A 17,961-nucleotide genomic window follows, 5' to 3' on the forward strand; every position below is an offset into this window, starting at 1 on the left:
TTCATTTTATTCAATTTTTGTACCTGGGCTTATTGATTTGGATAATTTGGATTTTGATCAAGCATAGGGTTTGCCACAATTTGTTCGGCTGGAATGGGATAAATACCTCTCCATTCCTCAGTAACTCCAGTTTTGATACCAAAAGTATCGGTGAAATAAGACCCAAAACGGATCATATCCCTCCTTCTGTGGCCTTCCCATAGAAATTCCCTGGCCCTTTCATCTTCAATATCATCCAAGGTCAAACTGGAAAGCAAAGTGGCATTACTTCTTTCCCTCACCTGATTGACCAAATTCAAAGCCTCTCCATGATTACCCAATCTGAACAAACATTCTGCTTTTATCAAAAGCATGTCTGAATATCTGATCAAGACAAAATCATTATCAGCATTGAAACCAGACCAAGAAACACCTTCAGGAGAATATTTCAAAACTTTAAAGCCTTCATTGTCCTCTGCTGCAGTCATGTCTTGAATGGGAATTAATTCCAACTGCTCACCATTAGCTAACAACATGGGTTCCCCATTTGAATAGTATTGAGGTCCATGCTCGATCATTGCTTTTCGCTCGTCCCTATCCTCATATCGATTGAGTGCAATAGGTCCAGTACTATACCCATTTGCTGGCGTAAAAGGAAGATCATATTTTTCTTTGGTTAGTGCATGTTGGGTATAAAGAATAAACTGATTGGCCCCTGCATTTCTATTGGGGTCAATAGAGAATCCAACAATAATTTCCGGGGAGTTAGATTCATTTGTTGCCAAAAAACAATCTTGAACCCTTTCCTCTAAAGAGAACGCCCCACTATTAATCACACGCTCTGCATTGGCCAAAGCATCCTCCCAATGCGGTGTTCCAGTATATACTTCTCCATTTAGATAAATTGTGGCTAAGGCTGCATAAACAGCTTCTTTGGTAAACCTGGGATAATAACTGGACCTGTCAACATCATTAACCGAAGGCATTACTTCAGCAGCTGCTTCCATTTCAGAAACAACAAAGTCAAATACTTCTTGCCGGGTATTGGTGGTTGGAAGATTTTCAGGATCTACCCTTGCCTCAGTAAAAATCGGGACATTTCCCCAAAAATCCATCGCATAGAAATAAGCATAAGCCCTCAAAGCCCTTGTCTCCGCAATTAAGGTTTGTAATTGGTCACTGTTTGGGGAGTCCTCCAAACTTTGTATTACAGCATTTGCCCTTCCTATGGCCGGGAAAATATACCAACTCCAAGCCCTGGCAGAAGCAGAGTTTTGCGGGGTTACTTCATGACGCATGATTTCCATATTATATTCATCAAACCATCCTCCACTTGCTCTGCCGGGAACAAAAAACTCATCAGTTCCAAACTCAGAAATTCTCCAAGCGTCACCCACATCTGCTACCCTGGAAAGACTTTGATAAACTCCCACAACAGAGGACAAAGCTTCCTCTTCTGTTCTGTAATAATTGTCTGGAGATAACCTTCCGAAAAGTTCTTCATCCAAATCCGTACATCCTCCTAATACCAAGATCAAAAGCCCTAGTAAAAAGATTCTTTTATAATTAGTTTCCATCGTTCAGTTACTTTTTTGGGTTTTAGAATGAAATATTAGCACCTAAGGTGATGGTTCTTGATTTTGGGTAACTCAAATAATCAATTCCCAAGGGTGCCACCCCTGATCCGGATACATCTGAATTAACCTCCGGATCCAAACCTGAATAGCCGGTAATCAAGAACAAGTTTTGGCCTGACAAATAAACTCTTGCCCTGGATAAGAAAGAATCAACAAGGTTAAAGTCATAGCTTAAGGTTACATTATCCAGCCTCATAAATGAACCATCTTCAATCCACCTTGAAGAAAATTGTTTTGGCTGGTCCCTACTTACTCCACTGGTAACCGCACTGGTAAACACATTTCGGCCGGGCAGATTACTCATATAACCCAAGTTATTTCCGGTAAGATTAAAGACATCATTTCCAACGGATCCCCTGATATTAGCCACCAAACTCCAATTTTTATAGTTGAAGGTGTTACTAATACCATAGGTAAAATCAGGTTGTGCATTTCCGATCACCTGCTCTTCAGCCTCAAATTGTTCTTCGCCATTTTCAATTCCAGTGAATACCTTCCCATAAAAAGTTCCAATAGGTTTTCCAGGGGTGATCAATTGTGCATAAATTCCAGAAAGGCCTTGACCTTGCAGTGGCGCGGTTTTTATATCATCTCCACTCCAATTTTTATTGGAAAGACTAAGTACTTTATTTCTATTTCTACTGAAATTCAGGTTAGCACTCCATCCAAAATCATCTTTATTCATGATATCAGCTCCCAATTCAATTTCAACCCCTTTGTTTTCAACACTTCCTACATTGGCCAATTGAGTACTGATCACGGAGGGGGAAGGAACTGCTATTTGGAGCAGAAGATCCTGGGTTTTTTTATGGTAATAATCGATGTTACCATAAACCCTGTGGTTAAAGAGTCCAAAGTTCAGGCCAATATCCAGTTGGGAAGTTTCTTCCCATTTCAAATCAGGATTGGCATATTGCTGGGGAAGAACTATGGTAATCCTTTCACCGCCTACCAAATAACCTTGTGTACTTGCTCCCAAAGTGGTTATGGAATTTAGGTTACCAATTTCCTGGTTACCTGTCACCCCATAACTAGCCCTCAATTTCAAATCTGAAATAAAGTCACTTTTGAAGAAATCCTCCTGACTGACCCTCCAGGAGGCAGCAGCAGAAGGGAAAACTCCCCATTTATTGCCCTCACCAAAACGGCTGGAACCATCCCGGCGGACTGTTGCCGTAAGGAAATAGCGGTTGTCATAGTTATAGTTTACCCTTCCATACATGGAGATCAGGGTATTACTTCCCACAAAACTGGATACACTGGAAATGGTACTTGCCGCTTCAAGGCTATACCACTTAAACTCATCGGATAAAAATCCACTTGCAGTATTTCTTATTCCCTCTTCCAAAAAATACTGGTAGGAATAACCTGCTACAGCATCAATCGTGCTTGCTCCATAAGTTTCATTAAAACTAAGAGTAGTTTCAAGTAGTTTTGAGAAGTCAGCCAATTTTTGGACGCTGGTATATCCTCCAAAACCTTGTCCTAGCGGATTGTTTTTACTGATAAAGGAATTCCTGTCCGTTCCCTGTCTGGTATAACCCAAATTAACTTTGAAGCTTAATGGATCAATTATTTTGTAAGTAGTCGAAAGATTTCCTATAAATCTCCTATTTATCCTTTCATCAATCAAATCAGTTGAAAAAGAAACAGGATTGACCCTAAATGGAGGTACATGATAATAATTTCCATTTTCATCTCTCACTGGATAAGTAGGGTTAAAAACATATGCTTCATAATTCAAACTGGATCCTAATTCACTCCCAACAGTATTGGAAATTGGTGATTGGTTGGATGTATTTTGTCCATAATTTAACCTAAAATCAAAAGCTAATTTTCCTTCTAATTCTTCATGGTTGATATTGATCCTGGCATTTGCCTGTTCCAAGCTAGAGCCCAGCATAATGCCCTGCTGATCTCCAAAACCTAAGGAAGCGCGATAAGTAGTTTTTTCGCTTCCCCCCATTAGAGAAAGGTAGTGGTTTTGCTGATAAGCAGTTCTGTAAACCTCATCTTGCCAATTCGTGTTGGCACCTTTATCGTCAAGAGGAAGGCCCAATTCATTGATTGTCTCCCTGTATTGATCTGCTGAAAGCACATCCAAGGTATTAGCCACCTTTGAAAATCCGCCAGACACGTCATAAGTAACCTGTGCTCTGCCTTCCCGGCCCTTTTTGGTGGTAATCATGATCACCCCATTAGCCCCTCTGGATCCATAAATGGCTGTTGCTGACGCATCCTTAAGTACAATAACCGACTCAATATCATTAGGATTTAGAGTCATTAGAGGGTTAGTGGGTTCCTGATCAAAGAAATTGGTGGAGCTTGTGCCAATATTGGCTTGGTTTACCCCCCCAGAAGTTGAAATGGGAACGCCATCAATTACATAAAGTGGATCATTTGAGGCGGTAATGGAAGTTCCTCCCCTGATTCTGACAGTGTTTGATCCTCCTGGTTTCCCACTGTTTTTACTAATGTTGACACCGGCAATTTTCCCCTGAATCAATTGTTGGGTACTTAATTGGGGCCCTTTATTAAAATCCTCGCTATTGATGGAGGAAATAGAACCTGTCAAATCGCTCTTTTTCATTGTTCCATATCCTACAACTACCACCTCATCCAAGGATTGTAAATCTTCTTCTAGAGCTATATCAATTACGGATTGATTAGCAATAGTTACTTCTTTGGGTTGATAACCCACAAAACTGAAAACCAGAACTTGACCAGGAGCCGCCTCGATGGAGTAATTGCCATCCACATCGGTCACTGTTCCCCGTTGACTTTCTTTAATCCGGATGGTTACCCCTGGAATTGGACTGTTATCCTTTGCGGAAGTGACTACCCCCCGAATTTCTATCCATTCCTCTTCATTCATAAACTCATTGATCCGGCTTTCTCCTGAATCTCTTTTACTGACATGGATATTATCATTTATCCTGACAAACTTGAGATGGGTTTGTTGTGATATATCACCTAAAATCTCGGAAAGAGGTTTATCCACCTGGTCTAAATCTACCTTTAACTTTTTTACATCCAGTACACTTGAATTATAGGTGAATCTTAACAGGGTTTGTTTTTCAAGCTCTTTAAGAACGGTTTCCAGGTTTCTATTCTCCACCTGGATGGATGCAGAAATCTGATGGATGCTCTCCCTTTGAGCTTTTCCTGTGTTGGCCAGCAGTACAGCTGTAAAAAACAGCTGTATGGTAAAGCCATACACGAAATATTTCGATAGCATAATGATTTGCCTAAGTATTCTTTTTTCCATACTTTGTTAGAAATTTTGAGTTGAAGAAACTTAAAATTGGCCTTTGACAGATTTGGCGATCGAGGCAAAGGCTTGAAGGCAGAAAAGGTTTCTTTTCTGCCTTTCTCTTAACTGGAATCTGATTTCAATCTTTTCATAGCTTATTATTTTGGGTTATAAATGGTGACTTTTTTCTTTTCAATTTTATAGGCAAAATTGCTTGTAATGCTGATTCCTTCCAGAACGTTTTCCAGAGTTTCCTTATAAAAAACCCCTGAGTAGGACCAATCCTTCTGGGAAAAACCTTTGGCCTGGATATCTACCCCATACCATTTCTCTAGTTTTCTTTTCATTTCCACAAATGAATCATCCTTAAAAACCAGGTACTTGTCTTTCCATCCAATTACTTCAAATGGGTCAAAAGTGGTTTTAGTGATCTTTCCTACTTTATCCTTCACCACCATTTCCTTAGGCTCCAGGACTATTTTGTTTCCTCTGACATCCTCTACAGAAACTTTCCCTGTAACCAGGGCCACAGATAAGCCCTCTTCTTTTTTCACATTAAAGGTGGTACCTAAGACTTTGATCAGGTTGTCACCGGTGGATATAACAAAAGGCTTATTTTTATTTTCCGTGACATCAAAAAAGGCCTCTCCTTCCAGGGAAACATTCCGGACACTATCGCTAAAACGGTCAGGGAAGGTAAGTGAACTTTTGGCATTGAGATGCACTTTGGTGCCATCTGAGAGGGTAATTGTGGATTTTTGGCCTGCAGGGTTTTCCCGTGTAATCATTTCTACTGCTAGGGGTTCCTTTTGCTTTTTTGCAGGTTTCATTATATAGGCCAGGTACAAGCAGGCACCTAACAATAAAGCAGCAGCCATATTTTTCCAAAATCCCCAATTGATGGATCTTGTTTTGACTTTTTCTGCACTATCCTTGGACACTATGTTTTCATACATTTCAGTGTACAACTGATCCGTAAGATCCATTTCATCTTTATAATGTATAGACTGGATGATTTCGCTGGCCGCTAGAACATCCTGCCTTTTTTCAGGATGGTTTTCCAGCCACCTTTTCCAAAAATGGTCGGTTTCCTCATCAGGTTGTTTGACCCAGGTGATGAAAAATTCATCCTTTAGGAAGTCTTCAATATGGAAATCTTTGTATTTCATATAAGATGGCCAAAGCCATTTAAATAATTATCACTTAACACTTTTTAGGAAATTTTGAAATATTCCCTCATACTGGCCAATGCCCGGTAAACCAGTTTACGAGCTGTTTTGACCTCTTTAATTTCCATGATAGCGGCAATTTCCTGATAAGAAAGGCCTTCATGGTAAAGCAGCAATAATGCTTGCTTTTGACGGACCGGAAGTTGATTGAGCGCTTTGTCAAGTTTCCTTTTTCGCTCTGCAGTAAACTCTGACCTGATCATTTTTGTCTCATGAGAAACCTCGATTGGAAAAAACCGGTCATTCGCTTCGATTGGCTCGAAGGGATCCTCTTTTTTACTTTTGATCAACTTGAACAATTCCCGGTACATAATGGTATATAAATAGCCTTTGATGCTTCTTACATCTGACAACTTCGAACGCTTTTTCCTTAAATCAATAAAGATGGTCTGCACGCAATCTTTAACCAGATCTTGGTCTCTACACAATTGATAGCCATAATTGTATAATCCTGGCACATACTTTCTGTAGATAAAATTAAAGGCTGACTCTTCCCCTTTCTTAAATGCAGTCCAAACCTCGCTATCTGTTTTATTGGTATAAACCAACAATACTTGGCTGCGATGTTTTTCCATCAATGTCCTGCTCTTGGGGTTTGGTCCTTGTGGTTTATTTTGGGTTTCCTTCATGTATCAGTTGGTCTTCTCAACTTCCTACAATAATGAGTAAAATTTGGGAGTAAAAGCACCCAGTATATTTTACTTTTTTAAAAAAAATTTTGCATTCCTGATTATCTGTATCCAAAAAAATCAAAACTATCAAGCTGCAAAAATCAAATTTACAGATTATTTATTTTGTAGAAACACCAATAAATATCCTCCATCAAAAATATTTTAGGCTTATTGGTTAAAAAAAACTTTAATGGCATTTAAAGCTAAACGTTGTCTTTCCTCCCAATTTCCTGAAATCTTGACAACCGGAACATTGGTTTTGGATAAAAGGGCCTCAAACTGATCAAAAAAATATTTCCGCATTTCAGGGTCGGGGTATTCCCGTTGGGGGTCATCTTCCCAGGGCAAGTCAATATCTGTAAGGAGGTAAAGGTCATAAGTTCTTAGCTCCAACTGTTCTGCCACCCAAGGATCCAATTTCTGATATTTATGCTCACTCCAAACCTTAATAACATTAAGATCAGTATCGCAAAACAAAAACTGATTGGCCTGATTGGCTTTTTCTTCTTCCAGTTTTATTTGCCCTTGAGCAATCTCCACCAAATCTTCAAACCTGTAAGGACGGTCCAATTTTTCTATATATTCCCGGGCATATTCCTCCACCCAAGGTTCACCAAAATGACGGGCAAGGGTTTGGGTAAGGGTGCTTTTACCCGTTGACTCGGGTCCAATGATGACTATTTTTTTCACTTTCTCGGGCATACTTTTTAGCAGATTTAATCCAGGCAATCAGACCAAGGACGGCCAGTATCGTAAAAAACAAAAATTGGAAAGAGGTTAATATCAAACCTTTGTAAAAATAAAGGGGAACAGATACCAAATCGGTGATGATCCAAGCTATCCAGTTTTCCACTTTCTTTTTGGCCATCATAAACATTCCAACAAAAGCCACTGACGTGGTAAAAGAATCCCAATAAGGGACATCACTGTCCGTAAAACGGGAAAGCACAAAATACAAAACTGCATATGATACCATCCAAAGGGCAATGGAGGAAAGCCAACCTGGCCACTTCAACCAAGTCACTGGCAATACATCCTTTCCGGCCTTGGGATGCGTCCAAACATACCAGCCATAGATGGACATGGAAAAATAATAGGCATTGATGCCCATATCAGCATATAATTTTACCTCAAGGCAGATCCAGACATAAATAAGGGTACTAATAATTCCGGTTGGATAAACCAGAATATTTTCCTTCATGGAAAAATACACACTGGCCACTCCAAAAAAAACCGCTGTGGCTTCCAGCATTGTCATATTTTGTAAGCCCCGAATCAGGCCATCCATTACCCATTGCCAATCCATGTCCCGAAATAAGGGTAAAAATGGGGGAAATGGAAAGGATTGGAAGATTTTAAAGTTAGTATTTTGATTTAGTAAATATTTAAAACCACATATAAGAAAATATGTATATCCGCAATGACACCAGTAGCCAAATAAATTAAAAGTGACAGTTAGTGTCAATAGCTTTAGTTAAGTTATTACTCTGTATAAATTGGGTCAAAATAAACGGTTTTGACCATGAATATAATCAACTTCATTAATCGGTTTCCTGACGAGTCTTCCTGTATTAAGTTCATTAGAGAACAAAGGACAAAATCGGGCATCATTTGCAAACGGTGCAGCTGTAACCGTCATTATTGGCTTGAAAACAAGAAGTCCTTTCAATGTGCTTCATGTGGGTTCAGGACCAGCATCAAGAGTGGTACTGTTATGGAAAACAGCAACCTTCCAATTAGGACCTGGCTGCTGGCCATGACCTTCATAACCGCCACTAAGAAGAGCTTCAGTGCCTCAGAGCTACAAAGGCAGCTTGGGATGAAGCGGTATGAACCTGTTTTCAGGATGTACCATAAACTCAGGAAGGTCATGGGACAACGCGATGATATCTATAGGCTTGAGGATATGGTAGAATATGATGAGGCCTTTGTAGGAAAAGCCACCAAAGCCAAATCCCAAAACAAGCTCAAAAGAGGCAGGGGCAGTCAAAAACAGTCCATTGTAGCGGTAATGGCCGAATCGACAGTTTTAGAAAACCCTGAATCCGGAAAGCTTGAAAAGAGCTGTAGATATTTTAAAATGAAGAAGATAAAGAACTTAGAGGCAAAAACAGCCCAAGGTCTGGTCAAAGAATTCATTGATCAGGACTCAGTGCTTCAAACAGATAAGAGTACCACCTTCTCAGATCTGGGTGACTGTATTGAGGTTCATGTCAGAGAGGTCTCTGGAACTGATAAAGGCCATTTTAACCTCAAATGGGTTCATATAGCCATAAGTAATTTAAAGAAACAGCTGCAGACATACCATATGATAAGTGAAAGGATGATGCAAAACTATCTTGATGAGTTTAGTTATAAGCTCAACAGAAAATATTTCGGTCAAAAACTTTTTGACCGGCTCATTATTGCTTCCATTTATCCTTACTGGCATGATTGCGGATAATCATATAAGAAAATATACTATGATTTATACTTAATTAAAAATTGCCTACTTTTTCCATTGATGAAAAAGTAGGCAAAAAATCTAGGCCTGTGGAGCATTCTTCAAATTGAACCGATTTCGTTTCCGATAAGGGCTTTTTTATTCAATTTGATTTTGGACCATTTGTTCCAGACTAAAAATGAGTGGATCTCGCTGTTCCACAACGCGAGCTAACTCATTTTCTTAACGCCTTTCACAACTGTTCCAAAACCGAATGCTCCAAGGGCCGAATCCAGGTTTCCCGTTTTTGATCCTGGTTTTCCCAAACTGCATAAATTTTTTCGAATACTCACAAAATTGAAAGGCTAGACTATTATTTAAGATGATTTTAGAGCTTCTTTTACCATTACTTTCAATCTGGGGAGAACAGTTTCTTTGAACCAGGGGTGTTTGGATTGCCAGATGTTATTTCGTGGAGAGGGATGGGGCAAGGGAAAGAATTTGGGCAAGTAACTTTCAAAATGATGGACCGTTTCAGTAAGATTTTCCTTCCTGGATTTCCCCAGATAAAACTTTTGGGCATAATTTCCTACCAATAATACCAGCTCTACTTTCTTCAATTGGGCAAATAACTGCCCATGCCATAAGGGAGCACATTCCGGTCTAGGTGGTAAATCCCCGGAATTCCCCTTTCCCGGAAAACAAAAACCCATGGGCACCAATGCCAATAATGATGGGTCATAAAATTCCTCCCTTCTAAGTCCCATCCAATTTCTCAGATTATCACCGCTTTTATCATTCCAGGGGATTCCCGTGTGATGGACAATTTTGCCAGGTGCCTGCCCAACCACCACTATTTTACTTTCTGTACTTCCCGTGACAATGGGATTAGCTCCCAAAGGCAGCTCCAGTTCACAAACGGTGCACTTTTTTATCTCTGATAATAGCTTTTCCATTTGTTTTAAAGATAAGGTGAAATAAGGGTATATGGTATTTTGAGATTTGATATTTAGGCATCCTATTTAGCTAATAAAATCGAAGGAAGACTGTTAAGGATTTAAATAAAATAACCCAGGGTATCCTGGTAGAATTTTTACAGCCCGGAAAAATTGTATTATTAACATTTATTAACAGAATTGCCATATTGAAACAAAAAAGACCCAATGATTCCACAGATTGTTTCCAAATAACAACAAAAAATAAAAGGGCCATCCTTCAAAACGGGCATTATAGCCACTTTTGGCACTTGGCACGGTTGATGAAATAATGCTAAACAAATGACGGAAACTGATCCGCATTAAAAACAAACTTGAAAACTAAAACCAATTTAAATTTAACCATTATGAAAAAGTTAGCATTAGTATTCGCTTTGGGAGCATTCACTTTCGCAGGAGTTCAAGCGGCTCCAGTATTTTCAAATGTTGCAGTTATCCAAACTGTAGAAGACAAAGTAGAAATTGAAGCTGAAAACCTTCCACAAGCGGTAAAAGACACCATCCTTGGAAGTGAAGAAACAAAAGCTTTGGCCATCTCTAAAGCTTATCAAATAACAGATGCCGAAGGCACTCTTTCCTATGAAGTGGTTTTCGGTATGGAAGAAGATGCCTTGACCAAAAAGTATGATGCTGAAGGCAAGGAAATCTCAGAAGAATAATTTATTCCTCTTCTCCTTAATAAAAAGCAAGCGCCGCGGCGCTTGCTTTTTTTGTTATTAGATAAATGACTACTGGTTATTCGGGATTCCGGATTGAAAACATTTATTTCTCCTCTATAAATTGTCTTTGTATTTCATCCTCTTCAGGTTCCTTCTCTTCTTTTTTTTGGTCTGTAAAGAATTTTTTCTGGAACAATAGGATAACCAAAACCCCAATAAAAATTGAGGCGTCAGCTATATTGAAAATTGGCCAAAGGGCGGTGTAACTTCCTCCAAATAATGGTACCCATTCCGGAATAAAACCCTCCCAGATATCTACATAAAACATATCAACAACTTGCCCATGGAACCATGGCGTATTGGCATCATAGGGTGCATTATTTAACCAAACCCCATAGAAAACACTGTCAATAAGGTTCCCAATGGCTCCTCCCAATATCATAGCAATGCAGGTAATATATCCTGGATGCACTTTCTTTTGGACAAGGTGATAAAGGTAGTAACCAATTCCCACCATGGCTATCAACCGAAAGGTGGTCAAAATTAACTTACCATATTCAGAACCTAGCTGCATGCCGAAGGCCATTCCGGGATTGGTTGTATAATGGAGTTTAAACCAATCTCCTAAGATTTTGATCTGCCCGGGTGTGCCAAAATCCATTTGGAAATGGACGAGCATTTTTACTGCCTGGTCAATGGCAATGACCAAAAGGGCAATACCAAAATATTTTAAATACTTCATCTTCCTTTATTTATTTGAAAGCCTTGGATAAGGAATTATACCTTTTCCACTTTCACCTTCAATTCAAACTCATCCATGTCCAAAACTGTTCCCTCACTCACATCGCCATTCACAGACAATGAAAGGGCTTGGGTTTCCTCTTGGATATAATCGGCAAAATTCAATAATGCCCGGTCCACGTCATCATTTAAACGGGCCACTTTAATGGTGATCTTGTCCTGTACTTCCAGCCCCATATCCTTTCTGAGATTTTGGATACGGTTTACCAAATCCCTGGCGATACCTTCTTGCTTCAATTCATCAGAAAGGGTCACATCCAAGGCTACGGTAATGCCCTGATCACTGGCCACAGACCAACCAGGAATATCCTGAGAAGTAATCAATACCTCCTCAAGAGTGATTTCCGCCATTTCTCCGTCAACGTCAATTTGGGCAGATCCATTTTTTTCAATGGAAGAAATTTCCTCCTGGCCCCATTTATTGATCACGCCGGCAACCACTTTCATCTTAGGACCAAAACGCTTTCCTAATAATGGGAAGTTAGGTTTGGCATTTTTAACTAAAATTCCGGATGTATCATCGATATATTGGATTTCCTTTATATTGACTTCAGACTTGATCAATTCCTCCACATGCTTGATCTGCTCCCTGGTTTTTTCATTTAAAATAGGAATCAGAATCTTCTGCAAAGGCTGGCGAACTTTCAACTTCTCCTTTTTCCTTAAAGAATGGACAAGAGAAGAAATATCCTGGGCCATCTGCATACTGGCTTCCAAATCTTCATTGATCCAGTCCTGATTGGCTGCTTTCCAGTCTGTCAAATGCACGGAATCAGGAATTTGCTGGCCAGCACTTTTGGCACCTTCGGTCAAATTCTTAAACATCCAATCTGCATAGAAAGGTGCAAAGGATGACATTAACTGACAAATGGTGGTCAAACAATCATAAAGCGTTTCATAGGCAGCCTTTTTATCCTCATTCAATTCTCCTCTCCAGAATCTTTTCCTTGCCAAACGGACATACCAGTTGGACAATTGATCAGTAGTAAAGTTCATGATGGCCCTGGTGGCATAGGTAGCATCATAATTGTCCATGGCCTTTTCCACCTCAGTAATCAGGGATTGGAGTTTGGAAATGATCCATCGGTCCAACTCAGGCCTTTGGCCAACAGGAACTGATTTTTCTTCCTCATAGGTAAAGGCATCCAAGTTGGCGTATAATGCAAAGAAATTATAAGTGTTTTGCAGGGTGCCAAAGAATCTTCTTTGCACTTCTGCTACGCCTTCCAAGTTGAATTTCAGATTGTCCCAAGGATTGGCATTACTAAGCATGTACCAACGCAAGGCATCTGGTCCATATTGTTTTAAGGTTTTGAATGGATCAATAGCATTGCCCAAACGTTTGGACATTTTGTTACCATTTTTATCCAAAACAAGACCATTGGCAATTACATTTTTGAAAGCTACGCTATCAAACAAAATCCCGGCAATGGCATGCAAGGTAAAAAACCATCCACGGGTTTGGTCTACGCCTTCAGCAATATAATCTGCCGGATAATTGGCTTTGAAAATATCTTCATTTTCAAATGGATAATGCCACTGGGCATATGGCATGGCCCCGGAATCAAACCACACATCGATCAAATCCGGCTCTCGGAACATTTTTTCGCCATTACTATCGGCCAAAACCACATCATCCACATAAGGACGGTGAAGATCCACCTCCCCATCCTTAAATGGAGATGCTGTCATCAAGCCTTTATCAATAGATTTTTGGATTTCCTCTTCAAGTTCAGCAATGGAGCCTATGCACTTAGTTTCAGTAGCATCTTCATTTCTCCAAACCGGCAATGGCGTTCCCCAAAATCTTGAGCGGCTTAGGTTCCAGTCCACCAAATTCTCTAACCAATTTCCAAAACGGCCGGTACCCGTGGCTTCCGGCTTCCAGTTGATGGTTTTGTTCAATTCCACCAAGCGGTCCTTACAAGCGGTGGTTTTCACAAACCAGCTTTCCAAAGGATAGTAAAGCACAGGCATGTCTGTTCTCCAGCAATGTGGATAACTGTGCTCGTATTTTTCTACTTTAAATGCTTTATTTTCATTTTTCAGGATGATGGAAATGATCACATCGGTGTTTTTGTATTCGGGTGCATTTTCATCTTCCTTCAAGTAATTCTTTACATAGAAATCATCCACCCCATATTCTTTATGGGCAGTGATTTCATGTTCCTCCATTTTGGCTTTTAGGTACTCGCCAATAACTGGGAGGAATCTTCCTTTTTTGTCCACCACAGGAATGTCATTACCCTGATCATCTTTTACAAAAACCCCAGGAATCTTGTTCTGCTCCAGGTTTCTGTAATCGTCCGCACCAAAAGCTTTGGCCAGGTGAACAATTCCGGTACCATCCTCCGTGGTTACATAATCCCCTGGGATAATGGTATAGGCAGGATGAGGTAAAGCGATGCCTTCGATAGGAAACAATGGTTCATACTCTAGACCTATCAGCGATTTGCCTTTAAATTCCTCCACTATTTCATATGGAATCAGCTTGTCGCCTGGCTTATAATCTTCCACCTTCAGGTCCTCGGCCTTTTTATTAAAATAAGCACCCATTCTGGTTTTGGCCAGGATTACAGTTTGAGGTTGGAAAGTGTAGGGATTAAAGGTTTTCACTTTTACATAATCCAGCTTTTCCCCAATAGCCATGGCGGAGTTGGAAGGCAAAGTCCAAGGAGTGGTGGTCCAGGCAATAATGTACTCATCTTCTTTGCCTTTTACCTTAAACTGGGCGGTAATTGAAGTATCCTTGACATCACGGTAACACCCAGGTTGGTTAAGTTCGTGGGAACTCAGCCCAGTACCTGCGGCTGGAGAATATGGCTGAATGGTGTAGCCTTTATAAAGCAGGTCCTTGTCAAAAAGGCGCTTTAATAAATGCCAAAGTGTTTCAATATATTTAGAGTCAAAAGTGATATAGGGATCATCCAGGTCCACCCAATAACCAATTTTTTCGGTCAGGTCATCCCATTCATCCTTATACCGCATCACGGTTTCCCGGCATTTTTTATTATAATCCTCAACGGAGATTTTCTTTCCGATATCCTCTTTGGTAATGCCCAATTCCTTTTCCACCTGCAATTCCACAGGAAGACCGTGGGTATCCCAGCCGCCTTTACGTTTAACCTGGAAACCTTTTAGGGTTTTGTATCTACAAAAAATATCCTTTAGGGTTCTGGCCATCACGTGATGGATGCCAGGGGTACCATTGGCGGAAGGAGGTCCTTCAAAGAAAGTAAAAGTTTCAGCGCCTTCTCTGTTTTGGACAGATTTTTCAAAAATCTTATTTTCCTGCCAATAACTAAGTACGCTTTCACCAATTCCTGGATAATCGACTTGTTTGAACTCCTGATATTTTTTCACAATCGCTCTTTTATTTCTTCTTACTCTAATTGAATGGGTTAAGGAATTTTGGCTGGACTAAATATCCGCACCACTGTAATCCTTTCAAAAGCAGGCACAAAGTTAATATAAAACTAGTGTTTCTGTATGGAGAAAAAGGAAAAACTCACAACTGTGAGATAATAACCTGTTTTCTCATAGGGGAAGTTGATTAAAATCTGTTTTTAAAATCTTAAATAGGATTGATGGTGCAAGGCACCAGGTATAAAATATGATGAAGTGAAAAGGCAACAGCAATAAAAAATTTAGCAATCATTATTCCTAATTTAACCAGAACCCTCTATTTGCCCAATATTACCTGTTTTGGTTAACATAAGAAGAAGCATTTGTCTAAAATCTTTTATTCCCATCTTTCTTCTTTTTTAGTATTGATAAGTGACAATAGACCACTCCAATCATAGACAAAACATTCCTCCCCCATTTAAATTTGATACCATAACGTTATAATTGAAGCATTTGGAAGGTATTTAAATTGGCAAAATCCAGTGGAATTCGGGCCTTTTTAATGCCAAAAATCCTGGCTTCCCCTACTTTGAATATTGTAAAGCCTTTGGAAAGTATTAGACATCCAAACTCTAACTTACACTTGAACCATATGCTCCATTAGCTGGAAAAAGATGTAAAATTAACCAAAATGAAAATCAAACCACAATTAACCCAAAACCTACATTACATTATTTTATATGATTATCCGCAATCATGCCAGTAAGGATAAATGGAAGCAATAATGAGCCGGTCAAAAAGTTTTTGACCGAAATATTTTCTGTTGAGCTTATAACTAAACTCATCAAGATAGTTTTGCATCATCCTTTCACTTATCATATGGTATGTCTGCAGCTGTTTCTTTAAATTACTTATGGCTATATGAACCCATTTGAGGTTAAAATGGCCTTTATCAGTTCCAGAGACCTCTCTGACATGAACCTCAATACAGTCACCCAGATCTGAGAAGGTGGTACTCTTATCTGTTTGAAGCACTGAGTCCTGATCAATGAATTCTTTGACCAGACCTTGGGCTGTTTTTGCCTCTAAGTTCTTTATCTTCTTCATTTTAAAATATCTACAGCTCTTTTCAAGCTTTCCGGATTCAGGGTTTTCTAAAACTGTCGATTCGGCCATTACCGCTACAATGGACTGTTTTTGACTGCCCCTGCCTCTTTTGAGCTTGTTTTGGGATTTGGCTTTGGTGGCTTTTCCTACAAAGGCCTCATCATATTCTACCATATCCTCAAGCCTATAGATATCATCGCGTTGTCCCATGACCTTCCTGAGTTTATGGTACATCCTGAAAACAGGTTCATACCGCTTCATCCCAAGCTGCCTTTGTAGCTCTGAGGCACTGAAGCTCTTCTTAGTGGCGGTTATGAAGGTCATGGCCAGCAGCCAGGTCCTAATTGGAAGGTTGCTGTTTTCCATAACAGTACCACTCTTGATGCTGGTCCTGAACCCACATGAAGCACATTGAAAGGACTTCTTGTTTTCAAGCCAATAATGACGGTTACAGCTGCACCGTTTGCAAATGATGCCCGATTTTGTCCTTTGTTCTCTAAGGAACTTAATACAGGAAGACTCGTCAGGAAACCGATTAATGAAGTTGATTATATTCATGGTCAAAACCGTTTATTTTGACCCAATTTATACAGAGTAATAACTTAACTAAAGCTATTGACACTAACTGTCACTTTTAATTTATTTGGCTACTGGTGTCATTGCGGATATACATATTATTTTATTAATGTTTTTTCCCATAGCTGTTCAAGCCCAGGAATTATATAAGGCTCCTGAAGGGCAAAGAACCCGCTGGACCAGCTTTGAAAATATAACAGGGGAAAAAGGAGCAGGAGGAATGGAAAACCAAGGTGCCAAAGGCCATGCCTTTGACCAACTCCTTGCCGGAGAAACCAAAACCCTTTTGAATTTTGAAGGGCCAGGAATTATCAAAAGGATTTGGTTGACCATCGGCGACCGGAGTCCGGAAATGTTGCGCTCTATCCGTATTGATATGTATTGGGATAGAGCTGAAAAACCTGCAGTATCTGCTCCTTTAGGCGATTTTTTTGGGATTGGTCTCGGTCAATTAGTTCCCTTTGAAAATGCTTTATTTTCTAACCCAGAAGGAAAATCCTTCAATTGTCTGATTCCTATGCCCTTTAAAACTGGTGCTCGCATCACCCTGACCAATGAATCATCAAAAGATTTGATGCGACTGTTTTTTGATGTGAACCTTTTGAAATGGGAAACGGCCCAAGAAGATATACTTTATTTTCATACCTATTGGAACCGCTTTACCCAAGCCCCCTTGGGTCAGGATTATGAGATTCTCCCTACAGTGGAAGGAAAGGGCCGATTTCTAGGTTCCAATATGGGTGTAATGACTGATCCGGAATACCTGGACACTTGGTGGGGAGAAGGTGAGGTAAAAATTTACCTGGATGGAGATGGAAAATTCCCTACCCTAGTGGGTACCGGAACCGAAGATTATATCGGGACAGCCTGGGGGCAAGGCAGTTTTGCCCACCAATATCAAGGTTCTCCTTTGGTAGATCAGAAAAAGGGCCATTATGCATTTTACCGTTTCCATATTCCCGACCCAGTTTACTTTTATGAGGATATCAAAGTGACCATTCAACGGCTTGGAGGAGGCCCCAAAGAAAAAGTATTAGAGCTATTGAAAAATGGGGCAGACCTATTGCCTGTTACTGCAGACAATGCACCAGAATTTATAAAATTGTTGGAGATTGACCCCCCAATGGATATCCAGGATCCTGATTTTCCAAATGTATGGACCAATTTTTACCGTCAAGATGATTGGTCTTCTACGGCTTACTTTTATCTGGAAAAAACCATCAATCAACTCCCAAAATTGGCCCCAGTAGAAAAGAGAATCCAAGGATTGGAATAAACCCAATTAAC

General features: G+C 39.9%; 13 protein-coding genes. 3 read left to right on the forward strand and 10 right to left on the reverse strand.

From position 1 onward, the window contains the following. Positions 1–29: 29 nt before the first annotated feature. From QWY93_RS06245 to pnuC, 6 genes are all read right to left on the reverse strand, one after another. Positions 30–1,556 (reverse strand): RagB/SusD family nutrient uptake outer membrane protein, encoded by a 1,527-nt coding sequence (locus QWY93_RS06245; protein ID WP_290247313.1) that lies wholly within the window; start codon positions 1,554–1,556, stop codon positions 30–32. A gap of 22 nt (positions 1,557–1,578) precedes the next feature. Further along, positions 1,579–4,884, reverse strand: a complete 3,306-nt coding sequence (locus QWY93_RS06250) for a SusC/RagA family TonB-linked outer membrane protein (RefSeq protein ID WP_290247314.1) — start codon at positions 4,882–4,884, stop codon at positions 1,579–1,581. Positions 4,885–5,027: 143 nt separating this feature from the next. Further along, positions 5,028–6,038 (reverse strand): FecR family protein, encoded by a 1,011-nt coding sequence (locus QWY93_RS06255; RefSeq protein WP_290247315.1) that lies wholly within the window; start codon positions 6,036–6,038, stop codon positions 5,028–5,030. A gap of 44 nt (positions 6,039–6,082) precedes the next feature. Then, positions 6,083–6,727 (reverse strand): RNA polymerase sigma factor, encoded by a 645-nt coding sequence (locus tag QWY93_RS06260; RefSeq protein ID WP_290247316.1) that lies wholly within the window; start codon positions 6,725–6,727, stop codon positions 6,083–6,085. 210 nt (positions 6,728–6,937) lie between these two features. After that, the gene (locus tag QWY93_RS06265) at positions 6,938–7,471 is read right to left on the reverse strand and encodes an AAA family ATPase (RefSeq protein WP_290247317.1); all 534 of its coding nucleotides are present in this window, start codon (positions 7,469–7,471) and stop codon (positions 6,938–6,940) included. Then, complete coding sequence (pnuC, locus tag QWY93_RS06270) at positions 7,419–8,075, reverse strand: nicotinamide riboside transporter PnuC (RefSeq protein ID WP_290247318.1); 657 nt, start codon at positions 8,073–8,075, stop codon at positions 7,419–7,421. Before pnuC ends, QWY93_RS06265 begins: the two co-directional genes overlap by 53 nt. Before the next feature lie 216 nt (positions 8,076–8,291). Here pnuC and QWY93_RS06275 point away from each other — a divergent pair, with 216 nt between their 5' ends. Further along, on the forward strand, positions 8,292–9,212 hold the full coding sequence (locus tag QWY93_RS06275) for an IS1595 family transposase (RefSeq protein WP_290246175.1): 921 nt from the start codon (positions 8,292–8,294) through the stop codon (positions 9,210–9,212). Between the two features lie 356 nt (positions 9,213–9,568). Here the strand turns inward: QWY93_RS06275 and QWY93_RS06280 are convergent, their stop codons facing one another. Continuing rightward, positions 9,569–10,147 (reverse strand): uracil-DNA glycosylase family protein, encoded by a 579-nt coding sequence (locus QWY93_RS06280; RefSeq protein WP_290247319.1) that lies wholly within the window; start codon positions 10,145–10,147, stop codon positions 9,569–9,571. 386 nt (positions 10,148–10,533) lie between these two features. Here QWY93_RS06280 and QWY93_RS06285 point away from each other — a divergent pair, with 386 nt between their 5' ends. Beyond that, positions 10,534–10,845 carry a hypothetical protein gene (locus QWY93_RS06285; protein ID WP_290247320.1) on the forward strand — a complete coding sequence of 104 codons (312 nt, stop codon included), beginning with the start codon at positions 10,534–10,536 and terminating at the stop codon, positions 10,843–10,845. Positions 10,846–10,948: 103 nt separating this feature from the next. Here the strand turns inward: QWY93_RS06285 and QWY93_RS06290 are convergent, their stop codons facing one another. From QWY93_RS06290 to QWY93_RS06300, 3 genes are all read right to left on the reverse strand, one after another. Continuing rightward, positions 10,949–11,587: a lipoprotein signal peptidase gene (locus QWY93_RS06290; RefSeq protein WP_290247321.1), complete on the reverse strand. Its 639-nt coding sequence runs from the start codon at positions 11,585–11,587 to the stop codon at positions 10,949–10,951. Between the two features lie 35 nt (positions 11,588–11,622). Continuing rightward, a complete protein-coding gene (ileS, locus tag QWY93_RS06295; protein ID WP_290247322.1) occupies positions 11,623–15,009 on the reverse strand; it encodes an isoleucine--tRNA ligase in 3,387 nt (1,128 codons plus the stop codon). 726 nt (positions 15,010–15,735) lie between these two features. After that, complete coding sequence (locus tag QWY93_RS06300) at positions 15,736–16,656, reverse strand: IS1595 family transposase (protein WP_290247323.1); 921 nt, start codon at positions 16,654–16,656, stop codon at positions 15,736–15,738. 127 nt (positions 16,657–16,783) lie between these two features. Here QWY93_RS06300 and QWY93_RS06305 point away from each other — a divergent pair, with 127 nt between their 5' ends. Next, positions 16,784–17,950, forward strand: coding sequence for a glycoside hydrolase family 172 protein (locus QWY93_RS06305; RefSeq protein ID WP_290247324.1), 1,167 nt, complete (start codon positions 16,784–16,786; stop codon positions 17,948–17,950). Positions 17,951–17,961: the final 11 nt, after the last annotated feature.

The sequence above is a fragment of the Echinicola jeungdonensis genome (genome assembly GCF_030409905.1).
Lineage (GTDB): Bacteria > Bacteroidota > Bacteroidia > Cytophagales > Cyclobacteriaceae > Echinicola > Echinicola jeungdonensis.

Coding starts and splice junctions, on each gene's coding strand:
- QWY93_RS06285 (WP_290247320.1), top strand. CDS start 10,534: ATGAAAAAGTTAGCATTAGTATTCGCTTTGGGAGCATTCACTTTCGCA.
- QWY93_RS06265 (WP_290247317.1), bottom strand. CDS start 7,471: ATGCCCGAGAAAGTGAAAAAAATAGTCATCATTGGACCCGAGTCAACG.
- QWY93_RS06255 (WP_290247315.1), bottom strand. CDS start 6,038: ATGAAATACAAAGATTTCCATATTGAAGACTTCCTAAAGGATGAATTT.
- QWY93_RS06290 (WP_290247321.1), bottom strand. CDS start 11,587: ATGAAGTATTTAAAATATTTTGGTATTGCCCTTTTGGTCATTGCCATT.
- QWY93_RS06275 (WP_290246175.1), top strand. CDS start 8,292: ATGAATATAATCAACTTCATTAATCGGTTTCCTGACGAGTCTTCCTGT.
- QWY93_RS06260 (WP_290247316.1), bottom strand. CDS start 6,727: ATGAAGGAAACCCAAAATAAACCACAAGGACCAAACCCCAAGAGCAGG.
- QWY93_RS06280 (WP_290247319.1), bottom strand. CDS start 10,147: ATGGAAAAGCTATTATCAGAGATAAAAAAGTGCACCGTTTGTGAACTG.
- QWY93_RS06245 (WP_290247313.1), bottom strand. CDS start 1,556: ATGGAAACTAATTATAAAAGAATCTTTTTACTAGGGCTTTTGATCTTG.
- QWY93_RS06305 (WP_290247324.1), top strand. CDS start 16,784: ATGTTTTTTCCCATAGCTGTTCAAGCCCAGGAATTATATAAGGCTCCT.
- QWY93_RS06250 (WP_290247314.1), bottom strand. CDS start 4,884: ATGGAAAAAAGAATACTTAGGCAAATCATTATGCTATCGAAATATTTC.
- pnuC (WP_290247318.1), bottom strand. CDS start 8,075: ATGGATTGGCAATGGGTAATGGATGGCCTGATTCGGGGCTTACAAAAT.
- QWY93_RS06300 (WP_290247323.1), bottom strand. CDS start 16,656: ATGAATATAATCAACTTCATTAATCGGTTTCCTGACGAGTCTTCCTGT.